The organism is Neisseria maigaei, assembly GCF_958267405.1.
Classification (GTDB): Bacteria; Pseudomonadota; Gammaproteobacteria; order Burkholderiales; family Neisseriaceae; genus Neisseria; species Neisseria bergeri.
The window spans coordinates 150,455-164,693 of sequence record NZ_CATQFT010000035.1 but is presented as its reverse complement, the minus strand read 5'-3'; the positions used below and the strand labels follow the sequence as shown (position 1 = coordinate 164,693).

The window sequence follows — 14,239 nt, the reverse complement described above, 5'->3', positions numbered from 1 at the left end:
GGGTTGCCGCCAATTTGGGGGGGGGGGGGGGTAATATCCGCTTTATAGACGTAAACCCCGAAGATTTCGCCGGCTTCCCCTTAAACATCAGGCACATTTCCATCACGACTTATGCCCGCTTGAAATTGGGCGAATACATTGCCGATTGCGATAAAGTCCTGTATCTGGATACGGACGTATTGGTCAGGGACAGCCTGAAGCCCTTATGGGATACCGATTTGGGCGATAACTGGGTCGGCGCGTGCATCGATTTGTTTGTCGAAAGGCAGGAAGGCTACAAACAAAAAATCGGTATGGCGGACGGCGAATATTATTTCAATGCCGGCGTATTGCTGATCAACCTGAAAAAGTGGCGGCAGCACGATATTTTCAAAATGTCCTGCGAATGGGTGGAACAATACAAGGACGTGATGCAATATCAGGATCAGGATATTTTGAACGGGCTGTTTAAAGGCGGGGTGTGTTATGCGAACAGCCGTTTCAACTTTATGCCGACCAATTATGCCTTTATGGCGAACAGGTTTGCGTCCCACCATACCGACCCGCTTTACCGCGACCGGAACAATACGGCGATGCCCGTCGCCGTCAGCCATTATTGCGGCCCGGCAAAGCCGTGGCACAGGGACTGTACCGCTTGGGGTGCGGAACGTTTCACAGAGTTGGCGGGCAGCCTGACAACCGTTCCCGAAGAATGGCGCGGCAAACTTGCCGTCCCGCCCGCGAAGCGTATGTTTCAAAGATGGCGCAGAAAGCTGTCTGCCAGATTCTTACGCAAGATTTATTGACGGGGCACGCCGTCTGAAGCCTTCAGACGGCATCGGACGTATCGGAAAGGAGAAACGGATTGCAGCCTTTAGTCAGCGTATTGATTTGCGCCTACAACACAGAAAAATATTTCGCCCAATCGCTGTCCGCCGTAGTGGGGCAGACTTGGCGCAACTTGGATATTTTAATCGTCGATGACGGCTCGATGGACGGCACACTTGCCATTGCCCGGCGTTTCCAAGAACAGGACGGCAGGATCAGGATAATTTCCAATCCCCGCAATTTGGGCTTTATCGCCTCTTTAAACATCGGGCTGGACGAATTGGCAAAGTCGGGGGGGGAATATATTGCGCGCACCGATGCCGACGATATTGCCGCCTCCGATTGGATTGAGAAAATCGTGGGCGAGATGGAAAAAGACCGCAGCATCATCGCAATGGGCGCGTGGCTGGAAGTTTTGTCGGAAGAAAACAATAAAAGCGTGCTTGCCGCCATTGCCCGAAACGGCGAAATTTGGAAAAACCCCCTGACCCATCAGGAAATCGTGTCTGCCTTTCCCTTCCGCAACCCCATACACAACAACACGATGATTATGCGGCGCAGCGTCATTGACGGCGGTTTGCGGTTCGACCCCGCCTATATCCACGCCGAAGACTATAAGTTTTGGTACGAAGCCGGCAAACTGGGCAGGCTGGCGAATTATCCCGAAGCCTTGGTCAAATACCGCTTCCATCAAGACCAGACCTCTTCCAAACACAACCTGCAACAGCGCAGGACGGCGTGGAAAATCAAAGAAGAAATCAGGGCGGGGTATTGGAAGGCGGCAGGCATAGCCGTCGGGGCGGACTGCCTGAATTACGGGCTTTTGAAATCAACGGCATATGCGTTGCACGAAAAAGCCTTGTCCGGACAGGATATCGGATACCTCCGCCTGTTCCTGTACGAATATTTCTTGTCGTTGGAAAAGTATTCTTTGACCGATTTACTGGATTTTTTGACAGACCGCGTGATGAGGAAGCTGTTTGCCGCACCGCAATATAGGAAAATCCTGAAAAAAATGTTACGCCCTTGGAAATACCGGGGCTATTGAAACCGAACAGGGAAAATCATGCAAAACCACGTTATCAGCTTAGCTTCCGCCGCAGAACGCAGGGCGCACATTGCCGAAACCTTCGGCAGTCGCGGCATCCCGTTTCAGTTTTTCGACGCACTGATGCCGTCTGAAAGGCTGGAACAGGCGATGGCGGAACTCGTCCCCGGCTTGTCGGCTCACCCCTATTTGAGCAGTGTGGAAAAAGCCTGCTTTATGAGCCACGCCGTATTGTGGAAACAGGCACTGGACGAAAGCTTACCGTATATCGCTGTATTTGAAGACGACGTTTTACTCGGCGAAGGCGCGGAGCAGTTCCTTGCCGAAGACGCTTGGCTAAAAGAACGCTTTGATCCCGATTCCGCCTTTATCGTCCGCTTGGAAACGATGTTTATGCACGTCCTGACCTCGCCCTCCGGCGTGGCGGACTACTGCGGGCGCGCCTTCCCGCTGTTGGAAAGCGAACATTTTGGTATGGCGGGCTATATCATTTCCCGAAAGGCAATGCGTTTCTTCTTGGACAGGTTTGCCGTTTTGCCGTCTGAACGCCTGAAGGCGGTGGATTGGATGCTGTTCAGCAGTTTCCTCGACAAAGGGGATATGACGGTTTGCCAACTGACCCCCGCCTTGTGCATCCAAAGCGAAACCCTGCCCAGCCAACTGAAAAACGGCAGGCAGGAATCGCACCGCAACCGCCGCTCCCCGAAGGTTTTGTTGAAACGCGCTTTGGGAAAAATCGGCAGGGAAATCGAAAGGGCGAGAGAATGGAAACGTCAGAAAAAATTGGAAAAACAACTTGGGCGGCACGTCGTCCCGTTTGAATAGGTTTTGACCTTTTTTCCCGATAAATTCTTGCCGCATTAAAATTCTAGATTTCCGCCTGCGCGGGAATGACGGCGGGGGGATTGTTGTTTTCCCAGATAAATTTCTGCGTTTTTCCGTTTCTAGATTCCCGCTTTTGCGGGAATGACGGTGGGGGGATTTCTGTTTTTCCGACAAATTCCTAAAACTTAAAATTCCGTTATTCCTACGGAAACAGAAACCAAAAGCAGAAACCTAAAATTCGTCATTCCCGCAAAAACAGAAAACCAAAAAACAGAAACCTAAAATTCGTCATTCCCGCGCAGGCGGGAATCTAGGTCTTTAAACTTCGGTTTTTTCCGATAAATTCTTGCCGCATTAAAATTCTAGATTTCCGCCTGCGCGGGAATGACGGCGGGGGGATTGTTGTTTTTCCAGATAAATTTCTGCGTTTTTCCGTTTCTAGATTCCCGCTTTTGCGGGAATGACGGCGGAGAGGGTTTGTTGTTTCGGATAAATCCCTGTAGTTTTTCGTTTCTAGATTCCCGCTTTCGCGGGAATGACGGCACGGGAAATCTTATTTGAACCTACTATATCTTAATCGGCTGCAAAATGCCGTCTGAACGGGTTTCAGACGGCATTTCTGTTTATGCGAAATCGCCCCAAAGCGTCTGCATGGCGGCGATGGCGGCGAGTGGGGCGGTTTCTGTGCGTAAAATCCGTTTGCCGAGTGTAACCGCCTGAAAGCCGGCTTCAAATGCCTGTTGTTCTTCCTGTTCTGTCCAGCCGCCTTCAGGGCCGACCATAAAGACGATTGTGCCGGACGGGTGGCGGATGTCGCCGAGTTTGCAGGCGCGGTTGATGCTCATAATCAGCTTGGTGCTTTCAGACGGCATTTTGTCGAGTGCTTCACGGTAGCCGATGATGGGCAGTACGGGGGGAACGGTATTCCTGCCGCTCTGTTCGCACGCGGAGATGACGATTTCCTGCCAGCGTGCGAGGCGTTTGGCGGCGCGTTCTCCGTCGAGGCGGACGATGCAGCGTTCGCCGATGACGGGCTGTATGGCAGTTACGCCGAGTTCGACGCTTTTTTGCAGGGTGAAATTCATGCGATCGCCGGAGGAGATGGATTGTATCAGTGTGATGTTGAGTGGGGACTCGTTGTCGGTCGTGTCTTCGTGCAGGATTTCGGCTTCGGCGCGGCGTTTTTCCAAAACGGTTAGCCGTGCGGTATGTGCCTTGCCTTTGCCGTCGAAGAGGGTGATGTTTTCGTTGGGGCGGACGCGCAGGACGTTGAGGTGGCGGACGATGTTGTCGGGCAGGGCGACGGTTTGTCCGACGGAAAGGTTTTCGGGCAGGTAGAATCGGGGCATAGTTTTTGGCGGTTTGGACGGTTATAATCCGTCGCAGCGGCGTGATGGAAACGGACATTATACGTTCGCGCGCCGCAAGTTCAAAATATGAGGACAGTAGGAAGTGTTACACCGTTTGCAGAAAGTCGTGCGCCATATCGCGCAAACCGAAATTATGCCGCGTTTTTTGAATACGCCGTCTTGCCGCAAGGAAGATGGTTCGATGTTGAGCGAGGCGGACATTGCCGCGCAGACGGCATTTGCCGCCGCGTTGCCGCTTCTGATCGATTGCCCGATGTTGGGCGAGGAAATGTCGCGGCAGGAACAGTCGGCTTTGTGGGAACAATATTCGGGGGAAAAGGGGCTGTGGATTGTCGATCCGATTGACGGGACAAATAATTTTGTCAACGGGCTGCCGCATTTTGCGGTGTCGGTGGCGTTTGTCCGCAACGGGCGTGCCGAGTTGGGCGTAATCTACAACCCGGTCAGCGGCGAATGTTTTTATGCCGAACGCGGGCAGGGGGCGTTTTTAAACGGGACGCGCCTGCCTTTGCGTCTCGTGGATAAAAAACTCAATGAGGCGATTGCGGGTGTGGAAATTAAATATCTGCGTTCGGGCAAACTTTCCAGCCGCATGAGTACGCTCGCGCCTTTTGGAACGATACGGAGTATGGGCAGCAGTACGTTGGATTGGTGTTATCTGGCGTGCGGGCGTTATGATGTTTATGTTCACGGCGGGCAGAAGCTGTGGGACTATGCTGCGGGTGCGTTGATTTTCGAGGAGGCGGGCGGCAGGCTGACGACTTTGGAAGGCGACGGGTTTTGGAGTGGTGAACACGTGTTCAAACGCTCGGTCGTCGCCGCGCTCGAACCGAAGCTGTTTGAACGCTGGGTCGGGTGGATACGGGAAAACCAGTAAGGTCAACGGGTTTTCAGGCTAATGGTTTGAATAAACGGGATTTGCCGCCTTCACGCGCCGACCGGCATCCCGTGGGTTTGTGTTTTCCGTGAGGGGCAATGCGGGGACGGTTGCGCCGACGGTTGCGGATTGTGTGCGGAATATCGGTTATATTTTTAAAATTAACGTTACTTAACATTTATACGGGTACAATCCTTTCCGCTGATTACCGCTGCCGTTTCTCCCTTTTCGGCAGTGCAGCAAGTAAGACGTTTTCCCGCAATGTATTGACCATTCATACTTACCCTTGGTATGAATGGTTTTTTTTGCGCGTTGAAAATGCCGTCTGAACGTTCAGACGGCATTTTTATGCGACAGGTTTCAGATATTTGCCGCAGCAGGCTTTGAATTTTTTGCCCGATCCGCAAATGCAGGGTTGTTTCATCGCAGGATGCGGAACAGTCGGATCGATGAAATACCATTGCTCCGCTATTTTCACGAATGCCGACAGCTCGTGATGCGCCGCTCGGTTTCCGCCGTCTTGGAAGTAGGCTTCAAATTCGACTTGGGCGTGCTGTTTGCCGAAGTTGCGGTGTGCGATGACATTCAAGCCCAGCCATTCGGTTTCTCTGCTCCACTGCATCAGTTCGGTGGCATCGAGGAATGTTTGTTGCGCCGGAACGGTGGTGGCGATGATGTAGTCGATAAGGTGCAGGACGTAAGCACTGTATCGGGAGCGCATGAGCGTTTCGGCTGTCGCCGGCAGGATATGGCGCAGATGAAGCGGTTGGCAGCAGCCGGTATAGCTTGTGCCTGAGCCGCAGGGGCAGGGCGGGGTGTGGTGAGTGTTCATTTTGTTTGGGAATGCAAATGCCGTCTGAAAGGGCTTCAGACGGCATGGTTAAAAAGTCTGTCCGTCAGGGCATCAACATGCCGCCGTTGACGTGCAGTGTTTGGCCGGTGATGTATTTTGCTTGGTCGGAAGCGAGGAACAGAACCGCATCGGCGATGTCTTGCGCGTCGCCGAATCTGCCCAAGGCGGTTTGGGCGGTGAAGGTTTGGCGGGTTTCTTCCGGCAGGGCGCGGGTCATGTCGGTATCGATAAAGCCGGGGGCGACGCAGTTGACGGTAATGCCCCGGCTGCCGACTTCGCGCGCCATAGATTTGGCAAAACCGATCAAGCCCGCTTTTGCGGCGGCATAGTTGGTTTGCCCGGCATTGCCCATTACGCCGACGACGGAGGTGATGTTGATGATGCGGCCGGAACGTTGTTTCATCATACCGCGCAAGACGGCTTTGGAGGCGCGGAAGACGGATTTTAGGTTGACCTGCATGATGTCGTCCCACTCTTCTTCTTTCATGCGCATCAGGAGGTTGTCGCGGGTGATGCCGGCGTTGTTGACCAGAATATCCAGCTTGCCGAACGCTTTTTCGATGTCGGCAATCAGGTTTTCGATGGTTTCGGGTTCGGCGGAATCCAATGCACGGCCTTCGCCGCCCCATTGCGCCAACCGCTCGCTAATCGCTGCCGCACCATTCTCACTGGTGGCAGTACCGATAACTTTCGCACCGGCTGCCGCCAGCGTATCGGCAATCGCTGCACCGATACCGCGCGATGCGCCTGTTACCAATGCGACTTTGCTGCTTAAATCTTGTGTGCTCATATTTTTTCCTTTTTTCCGATAATCGAAGGACTGCGCCGTATTGAACAGCACAGTCGGCCGTTTATTCCCATTCAATCGTGGCAGGCGGTTTGCCGCTCACATCGTAAACCACGCGGTTGATGCCTTTGACTTCGTTGATGATGCGGTTGGACACTTTGCCCAACAAGGAATACGGCAGTTCCGCCCAATGCGCGGTCATAAAGTCGCTGGTGATGACGGCGCGCAGCGCGACGACGTAGTCGTAAGTGCGTCCGTCGCCCATCACACCGACGGATTTGACGGGCAGGAAGACGGCGAAGGCTTGGCTGGTCAGGTCGTACCAAGACGTGCCGTTTTCATCGGTGGTGTTGCGTAATTCTTGGATGAAAATGTCGTCCGCCTGACGCAGCAAGTCGGCGTATTCTTTTTTCACTTCGCCCAAGATGCGCACGCCCAAGCCGGGGCCCGGGAACGGATGGCGGTACACCATTTCGCGCGGCAGGCCCAAAGCAACGCCGAGTTCGCGCACTTCGTCTTTGAACAGGTCGCGCAACGGTTCAAGCAGCTTGAGCTTCATGTTTTCAGGCAGGCCGCCGACGTTGTGGTGCGATTTGATGGCGTGGGCTTTTTTGGTTTTCGCGCCTGCGGATTCGATTACGTCGGGGTAAATCGTGCCTTGCGCCAACCATTTGGCGTTGGTGAGTTTTTTCTCTTCGGCATCAAATACTTCGATAAATTCCGCACCGATGATTTTGCGTTTTTTCTCGGGGTCGGTAACGCCGGCGAGTTTCGCCATAAACTGCCCTTCGGCATCGACGTGAATCACTTTCACACCCAAGTTGCGTGCGAACATATCCATCACCATTTTGCCTTCGTTCAGGCGCAAGAGGCCGTGATCGACGAACACACAAGTCAATTGGTCGCCGATGGCGCGGTGAATCAGCGCGGCAGCTACGGAAGAGTCCACACCGCCCGACAAACCCAAAATCACTTCGTCGCTGCCGACCTGTTCGCGGATTTTGGCAACGGCTTCTTCGATGTAGTTCGGCATCGTCCAGCCCGGTTGCGCGCCGCAGATGTCCAAGACAAAGCGGTTCAACAGGGCGCGGCCTTGTTTGGTGTGGGTAACTTCGGGGTGGAACTGGATGCCGTAGAATTGTTTCTCAGCGTTTTCCATCATGGCAATCGGGCAGGACGGAGTGTCGCCGATGACGGCGAAACCGTCGGGCAGTTTGGACACTTTGTCGCCGTGGCTCATCCATACGTCCAATGTATTGGGCGCATCGTCGTAAATATCGCGCGTCAGTCCGCTGTCTATGGTTTTGACTTGCGCATAACCGAATTCGCGCTGGTTGCCGGGCTGCACTTCGCCGCCCAAGTGGTGCGCCATAAACTGCATTCCATAACAGATGCCCAAAACCGGAATGCCCAAATCAAAAATACCGGTATCCGCCTGATAGTCGGATTCGTAAACGGAATTGGGGCCGCCGGAAAGGATGATGCCTTTGGGGTTGAAGGCTTTGATTTCGTCCAAAGGCATATCGAAGGAATGCAGTTCGCAGTAAACGTGGGCTTCGCGCACGCGGCGGGCGATGAGCTGGGTAACTTGCGAACCGAAGTCGAGGATGAGGATTTTGTCTTGGGTCATGATGGTTTTACGGTGATTGAAGATAATCGGATGGGTCGGCGGATATGATGCCGTCTGAAGGGGTCGGGGCGATTGTACCATTTCAGACGGCATTTTGTTTATGCCGTCCGGACGGCGGCATCTTTGTTTGAGATATTGCGTAACATCGTGTAGTAGCCGTTTTGGGACATCAGTTGTTCGTGTGTGCCTTGTTCGATGATTTTGCCGTCGTCCATCACGATGATGCGGTCGGCTCCTTCGATGGTGGTCAGGCGGTGGGCGACGATGATGCCGGTGCGGTTTTCCATCAGGCGTTCGAGCGCCTGTTGGACGAGGCGTTCGGATTCGTTGTCCAGTGCGCTGGTGGCTTCGTCCAATAATAATATCGGCGCGTCTTTCAAAATGGCGCGGGCGATGGCGACGCGTTGCCGCTGTCCGCCGGACAAGTTGCTGCCGTTCGATCCGATGGGCTGGTGCAGTCCGAGCGGTGATGCGTCGATCAGGCTTTGCAGGTTGGCGGCTTGGAGGGCGGATAGGACTTCGGCTTCGCCTGCGTCGGGACGGCTGTATCGGACGTTTTCAAACAGGGTATCGTCAAACAGGAATACGTCTTGGGAGACGAGGGCGAATTGGGCGCGCAGGCAGTCGAGTTTGATGTCGGCGATGTCGATACCGTCTATGCAGATGTTGCCGGCGGTGGGTTCGACAAAGCGGGGCAGCAGGTTGACGACGGTGGATTTGCCGCTGCCGGAACGTCCGACCAAGGCGACGCGTTCGCCTTGTCTGATGTCGAGATTGAAGTTGTCGAGGGCTTTGATGCCGTCTGAACGGTATTCGACATCGACGTTGCGGAAGCTGATGCGCCCTTCGACGCGTTGCGGCGCGAGCGTGCCTTTGTCCTGTTCGGGCGGGGTGTCGAGAAATGCACATACGCCGTCGGCGGCGAGGAACATCGTCTGCATAGGGATGCTGATGTTGGCAAGGCTTTTGATGGGGGCATACATTTGCAGCATCGCGACGATGAATGCCATAAATTCGCCGATGGTGGTGTAGCCGTTTTGGCTTTGCCACAGGGCGATGAAGATGACGACGGCGAGGGCGACCGAGGCGATCAGTTCGCTGAACGGGGAATGCGCCGCCGTTGCCTGCGTGATTTTTTTGCTGAGGCGGACGATGGTGCGGTTGACCGCGTCGAACCGGTTTGCCGCCTGCGCCTGCCCGTTGAACAGCTTGACGACGCGGTGTCCCTGATGGGTTTCGGCAATCACGTTGTTCATCGTGCCTATGCTTTTTTGCGAGTCGGAAATGACGTGCTTCAGACGGTCGCGGTAGTAGCGCGAGAGCAGGGAGAGCAGGGGGAACATCAGGACGACGATGAGGCTGAGCTGCCAGTTGAGGTAAAGCAGGACGATGGTCAGGCCGGTAACGATCATCGTGTCGCGCGTGAGGACGGTGAAGATGTCGCTGGCGTTGCTGACCGACTGTTCGGTCAGGTTGAGCATATTCATCAGTACGGTGCCGGACGGCGTCTCCTGATGGTAGCGGGAGGAAAGGGTCAGCATTTTGGCAAACATATCTTTGCGGATTTTGCTGATGGTCATCACGGAGACCCAAGTCATCAGATAGGTGCTGGTAAAGCGGCAGATGCCACGGATGACGACGAGGATGATGAGGAAGAGGGGGACGGTCCAGATTTTGTTTTCCGTTCCCCAAACCATATAGGTAAACTGTTCGCGCCAGTTTTGCAGGGTGGAAATGATGCCGGAGGCGGCGGACAGCTCGGGCGGCGCGGCGGGTGCGGAAAAGCCGTGGTTGATCAGGGGGGAGATGAAGGCGGCAAGGTAGCTTTCGGTGGCGGCAACGCCGAAAATGGCAATCAGTGCGGCGACGATACGGATTTTGTAGGGGCGGACGTATGCCATCAGGCGCATAAAGCTGCGCGCGTCTTCTTGTTTGAACAGTCCGAAAGTCAGTTTTTCTATCATGTCGGTGGGGCGGGACTGCAATGGCAGCCGCTGTCGGTGGTTTGGTCGGGATGGATTATAGCGCAAATACGGGGCTGCCGCCGTTTGCGGTACGGACGGGGCAGCCTGCGTTTGAAATGTGGTCAGTGCGCTTCGATAAAGGCGGCAACCTGTCCGGCATCGGTCAGTGCGCTGCAAGCGGCGGGCTTGTTGATGCGTTTTGCCAAGCCCGCCAACACTTTGCCCGGGCCGCATTCGGCGGATTCGGCAATGCCGTCTGAAACAAGGGCGTTGACGGTTTCCGTCCAGCGTACGGGGCTGTAAAGCTGGCGGACGAGTGCGTCTTTGATTTTGTCGGCATCGTCGTAGGCGGCAACGTCGGCATTGTGGATAACGCGGATTTGCGGCTGCTTGATTTCAACGGTTTTCAGGGCTTCGGCAAGTTTGTCGGCGGCAGGCTTCATGAGGCTGCAATGGGAAGGTACGGAAACCGGCAGCGGCAGGGCGCGTTTGGCACCGGCTTCTTTGGCGGCAGCCATGGCTCGTCCAACGGCGGCGGCGTTGCCTGCAATCACGACTTGCCCGGGCGAGTTGAAGTTGACGGCTTCGACCACTTCGCCTTGGGCGGCTTCGGCGCAAATCTGTTTTACCTGTTCATCTTCCAAGCCGAGAATCGCCGCCATCGCGCCCACGCCTTGCGGTACGGCGGACTGCATCAGTTCGGCGCGCAGGCGCACGAGTTTGACCGCATCAGTGAAATCCAATGCGCCGGCGGCAACGAGTGCGGTGTATTCGCCGAGGCTGTGTCCGGCAACGGCGGCAGGCGTTTTGCCGCCCGCTTCCAAATAGGCGCGGTAAACGGCAATGCCGGCGGCGAGCATAATGGGCTGGGTATTGACGGTTTGTCCGATGATTTCGGCATCGTTGCCGTTAATCATCGCCCACAAGTCCTGACCCAATATGGCGGATGCTTCGTCAAAGGTGTTTTTGACGACGGCGTGTTCGGCAAAGCCGTTCATCATGCCGAGGCTTTGAGAGCCTTGTCCGGGGAAGAAAAATGCGAAAGACATGGTATTCCTTTGTTTGGTTGGATTGTCAGAGATGTTGCCCGAGTTTTACAAAAAGTTCGGGCGGAACGAAATAATCAATCAGGATGCAGGTTGCCAGGACATTGCCCGAAACAGTCAGACGGAACAGCACAACAAAACGCTTTTTCGCCGTTTTATGCCTGAACATCCTGCTGCCCAAGTATGCGCCCGTCCAACCGCCGAACAAGGCAGGCAGGAGCAGGCGGTGTTCGGGAATGCGGCGTTGCCCCCGTATGGCGCGCCGTTTGTCGATGCCGTAAAGTGCAAACGCATAGAGGGACAATATTGCGTAACACGCGCCCAATACGGGGAGGAGCAGCGAAACGGCAGACAGAAATGCCGCACACGCAATTGGTTTGAAGAAAGCCTGCCGCTTCATGATATGGGAAATACCGTCTGAAAACCTGCTTCAGACGGCATGGTATTCAATATTGCAGCAATACCGCGCCCCACGCGAAACCGCCGCCGATGCCTTCGAGCAGCAGGTTCTGACTGCGTTTGATTTGTCCGCTGCGGATGCCCGTATCCAAAGCCAGCGGAATCGAGGCGGCGGACGTGTTGCCGTGGTCTTGGACGGTCAGGATGACTTTGTCCATGCTCAGCCCCAAATGTTTCGCAGTGGATTCGATGATGCGGCGGTTTGCCTGATGGGGAACAATCCAGTCGATTTGTTCGGCGGTATAACCGGCTTCGCCGATGACTTCATCGGCGATTTTTGCCAGCATTTTGACGGCAAACTTGAACACGCCGGGACCGTCCATAGTGATATAAGGAGAGCCGCAGATTTGTCCGTCGGCAATTTTCCCGGGGGCGTTGAGCAGGTTCAGATAATTGCCGTCGGCTTTGAGTTTGGCGTGGATGATGCCCGGTTCGTCGGACGCGCTCAAAACCACCGCGCCCGCGCCGTCGCCGAACAATACGCAGGTTGTGCGGTCGTTCCAGTCTACAATGCGGCTGAAGGTTTCCGCGCCGATGACCAGCGCGTTTTTCGCCATACCGCTTTTAATGTAGGCGTTTGCCGTAGTCAGCGCGTACATAAAGCCGGCGCACACCGCCTGTACGTCGAAGGCAGGGCAGCCGTTGTCTATCCCCAGTTTTTGCTGCACGATGGTAGCGGTAGAAGGAAACTGCATATCCGGCGTTGCCGTTGCCACAATAATCAAATCGATTTCGCCGCTGTTTAATCCGGCAGCATCCAGGGCGCGGCGCGCCGCTTCGGCTGCAAGATCGCTGGTTTTCTCGTTTTCGGCTGCAATATGGCGGAACTTAATGCCCGTACGCGCGGTAATCCACTCGTCAGAGGTATCTACCTTTTGGGCAAGGTCGTCATTGCTGACGCGGTTGGCAGGAAGATAGCTGCCCGTGCCGGAAATTTTTGCATACTGCATGGGAACGGCCTTTTTAGAGAGTTGGTTCAGATTCGGCTATTGTAAGCGAAAAACCGATGATTGCCCAATACGGACAGGGTGCAAATGACGGAAACAGGGACGGGGGTGTGGTTCGGAATACAGATGGTTTTCAGATGCGGAATGCCACAGACGGGCGGGGTTGCCGATACGCTGTTTTAAGCGAAGGAAATGCCGTCTGAAAACCAAACCTGCTTCAGACGGCATTTTGATTGTTGGGTTTCCGTCAAATTATTAGTGCCGGTGTTTGTTTTTGTATCATAAATTCGGAAATGATATTTTGAATTGTAGAAATATTTTTAGAGATATGCTCAATAGGGTAGAAGTCTCCCCAAATTTCCCTTGCTTTCCCGCTGTAATTTTCTGTTTTAAGGTTTTTTACTTCAATATCCCCGTCTTCTAAAATTGTTTGAATCATTGGCAAATAATATCCTTTTTCAAAATAGATAGTTAATTTGGTATGGCCAAATTTGAGCTCAGGAATAATTCTGAAAACAAGGACTCCGGCTTTTTTCTCAAAATTTGATACGGAAAAAAAGTGATTGATTTCTTTAATGCCAGGATTTTCCAAAACGGGGATTTGGATTCGTTCTCCATTATCTGTAATAAAAAATCCGCCAAAAACAACCGTTGATGTTTTCATATTTATCATCCCGTTGATTTTATGCGCTAATCGAACGTGCTTTCTGTCCTAAATTCCTTGTCAATAAAAGAAATTTCTTGGGATTCTTGTTTCGTCAGCCGGATATCGAAATCTTCAACATAAGTACACAGGATTTCAAAAGCCAAAAAACGTTCCGAATGCGGCTTCGTCACTGATTTGGATATTTTGGGTGTTGATGCCGCTGCGGGTGATGCTGTTTTGGCTGTCGTTGTCCTTGCCGTAACCTATGCTGGCAGATAGACCGTCTTTGGCGTTACCCATCCAGCCACCTTTGACATTGCCATCGGTGCCAATACCGAAACTTTCGCCTTCGTAATGGCTGTGGTTTTGGATGTCTCTGAAGCTGAGTGTGCCGGTGGCGAATTGGTTTCTGCTGTTATCTTCCGCGCTTTGGGTGGAGGTGATGAGTCCGCCTTTGAGGTCGGTGTGTCCTTTGATGTTGATTTGATAACCGTCTTCACCCGCAAATATGCCGCTTTGCTCATTCACAGACGCATAATCCGCATTCACTTTGGACTTGCTATAACTCGCACTGCCTGAAACGCCGTAACCCATTATTACCATTTTGTTGAATATCCTTTATTATTAAGCATACATCTTGCATTATCCCCAATACAATTTATCGATTTGACTGCATTATCATTGTATTTATTATCATAATATTTTTTTATAATATATTGATAATTACCCTTTTCATCAGGTAATTGATATAATTTATATATTTCAGGACAAGCAACGGAAAGGCAACTTCTGAAATCATCAATTCGTTGTTCGTTAGTCGTATTATTTTTAACAAAATATTCAATATCGTTGTTTGCTCTTGTCGTCATATCATCAAAAGGATAATGACAAGACGAAGTTGCAAAAAAGCAAGGATTACAAGAAGTTGTCATTACCATTATAAAAACAATAATGACAACTTTAATATAGCATTTCATAAC

Annotated in this window: 14 protein-coding genes and 3 pseudogenes; 4 read left to right on the top strand and 13 right to left on the bottom strand. The window is 53.1% G+C overall.

Going from position 1 to position 14,239, the window contains the following annotated elements; all coding sequences use genetic code 11:
- From Q3O06_RS06390 to Q3O06_RS06380, 3 genes are all read left to right on the top strand, one after another.
- On the top strand, positions 1–785 hold a 785-nt coding region (locus Q3O06_RS06390), incomplete at its 5' end, for a glycosyltransferase family 8 protein (RefSeq protein ID WP_301818136.1).
- Positions 786–844: 59 nt separating this feature from the next.
- Complete coding sequence (locus tag Q3O06_RS06385) at positions 845–1,855, top strand: glycosyltransferase family 2 protein (protein ID WP_301818135.1); 1,011 nt, start codon at positions 845–847, stop codon at positions 1,853–1,855.
- 18 nt (positions 1,856–1,873) lie between these two features.
- Positions 1,874–2,680: a glycosyltransferase family 25 protein gene (locus Q3O06_RS06380; RefSeq protein WP_301818134.1), complete on the top strand. Its 807-nt coding sequence runs from the start codon at positions 1,874–1,876 to the stop codon at positions 2,678–2,680.
- Positions 2,681–3,303: 623 nt separating this feature from the next.
- Here Q3O06_RS06380 and Q3O06_RS06375 read toward each other — a convergent pair.
- Positions 3,304–4,029 (bottom strand): 16S rRNA (uracil(1498)-N(3))-methyltransferase, encoded by a 726-nt coding sequence (locus Q3O06_RS06375; protein WP_301818133.1) that lies wholly within the window; start codon positions 4,027–4,029, stop codon positions 3,304–3,306.
- A 103-nt stretch (positions 4,030–4,132) separates the two neighbouring features.
- On the opposite strand from Q3O06_RS06375, the gene Q3O06_RS06370 reads away from it, so the two are divergent.
- The gene (locus tag Q3O06_RS06370) at positions 4,133–4,927 is read left to right on the top strand and encodes an inositol monophosphatase family protein (RefSeq protein WP_002236180.1); all 795 of its coding nucleotides are present in this window, start codon (positions 4,133–4,135) and stop codon (positions 4,925–4,927) included.
- Positions 4,928–5,273: 346 nt separating this feature from the next.
- Here the strand turns inward: Q3O06_RS06370 and Q3O06_RS06365 are convergent, their stop codons facing one another.
- The 12 genes and pseudogenes from Q3O06_RS06365 to Q3O06_RS06310 all read right to left on the bottom strand — a co-directional run bounded on the left by Q3O06_RS06365 (position 5,274) and on the right by Q3O06_RS06310 (position 14,236).
- The gene (locus Q3O06_RS06365; protein ID WP_301818132.1) at positions 5,274–5,759 is read right to left on the bottom strand and encodes a YchJ family protein; all 486 of its coding nucleotides are present in this window, start codon (positions 5,757–5,759) and stop codon (positions 5,274–5,276) included.
- 64 nt (positions 5,760–5,823) lie between these two features.
- A complete protein-coding gene (gene fabG, locus Q3O06_RS06360; protein ID WP_301818131.1) occupies positions 5,824–6,570 on the bottom strand; it encodes a 3-oxoacyl-ACP reductase FabG in 747 nt (248 codons plus the stop codon).
- Between the two features lie 61 nt (positions 6,571–6,631).
- Positions 6,632–8,197 carry a glutamine-hydrolyzing GMP synthase gene (gene guaA / locus Q3O06_RS06355; RefSeq protein WP_301818151.1) on the bottom strand — a complete coding sequence of 522 codons (1,566 nt, stop codon included), beginning with the start codon at positions 8,195–8,197 and terminating at the stop codon, positions 6,632–6,634.
- Between the two features lie 98 nt (positions 8,198–8,295).
- A complete protein-coding gene (msbA, locus tag Q3O06_RS06350) occupies positions 8,296–10,161 on the bottom strand; it encodes a lipid A export permease/ATP-binding protein MsbA (RefSeq protein ID WP_301818130.1) in 1,866 nt (621 codons plus the stop codon).
- 122 nt (positions 10,162–10,283) lie between these two features.
- Positions 10,284–11,210 carry an ACP S-malonyltransferase gene (gene fabD, locus Q3O06_RS06345; protein WP_301818129.1) on the bottom strand — a complete coding sequence of 309 codons (927 nt, stop codon included), beginning with the start codon at positions 11,208–11,210 and terminating at the stop codon, positions 10,284–10,286.
- A gap of 25 nt (positions 11,211–11,235) precedes the next feature.
- Positions 11,236–11,607: a DUF1294 domain-containing protein gene (locus Q3O06_RS06340; RefSeq protein ID WP_301818128.1), complete on the bottom strand. Its 372-nt coding sequence runs from the start codon at positions 11,605–11,607 to the stop codon at positions 11,236–11,238.
- A gap of 46 nt (positions 11,608–11,653) precedes the next feature.
- On the bottom strand, positions 11,654–12,616 hold the full coding sequence (locus tag Q3O06_RS06335) for a beta-ketoacyl-ACP synthase III (RefSeq protein WP_301818127.1): 963 nt from the start codon (positions 12,614–12,616) through the stop codon (positions 11,654–11,656).
- Positions 12,617–12,642: 26 nt separating this feature from the next.
- Positions 12,643–12,841 (bottom strand): annotated as a pseudogene (locus Q3O06_RS06330) (hypothetical protein).
- Positions 12,842–12,860: 19 nt separating this feature from the next.
- A complete protein-coding gene (locus tag Q3O06_RS06325) occupies positions 12,861–13,277 on the bottom strand; it encodes a DUF6911 family protein (protein WP_301818126.1) in 417 nt (138 codons plus the stop codon).
- A gap of 26 nt (positions 13,278–13,303) precedes the next feature.
- Positions 13,304–13,438: pseudogene (locus Q3O06_RS06320) on the bottom strand (MafI family immunity protein); the annotation flags it as partial.
- Between the two features lies 1 nt (position 13,439).
- Positions 13,440–13,859: pseudogene (locus tag Q3O06_RS06315) on the bottom strand (hemagglutinin repeat-containing protein); the annotation flags it as partial.
- Complete coding sequence (locus Q3O06_RS06310) at positions 13,856–14,236, bottom strand: hypothetical protein (protein ID WP_234403388.1); 381 nt, start codon at positions 14,234–14,236, stop codon at positions 13,856–13,858. The gene Q3O06_RS06310 and the pseudogene Q3O06_RS06315, both read right to left, overlap by 4 nt.
- Positions 14,237–14,239 lie beyond the last annotated feature (3 nt).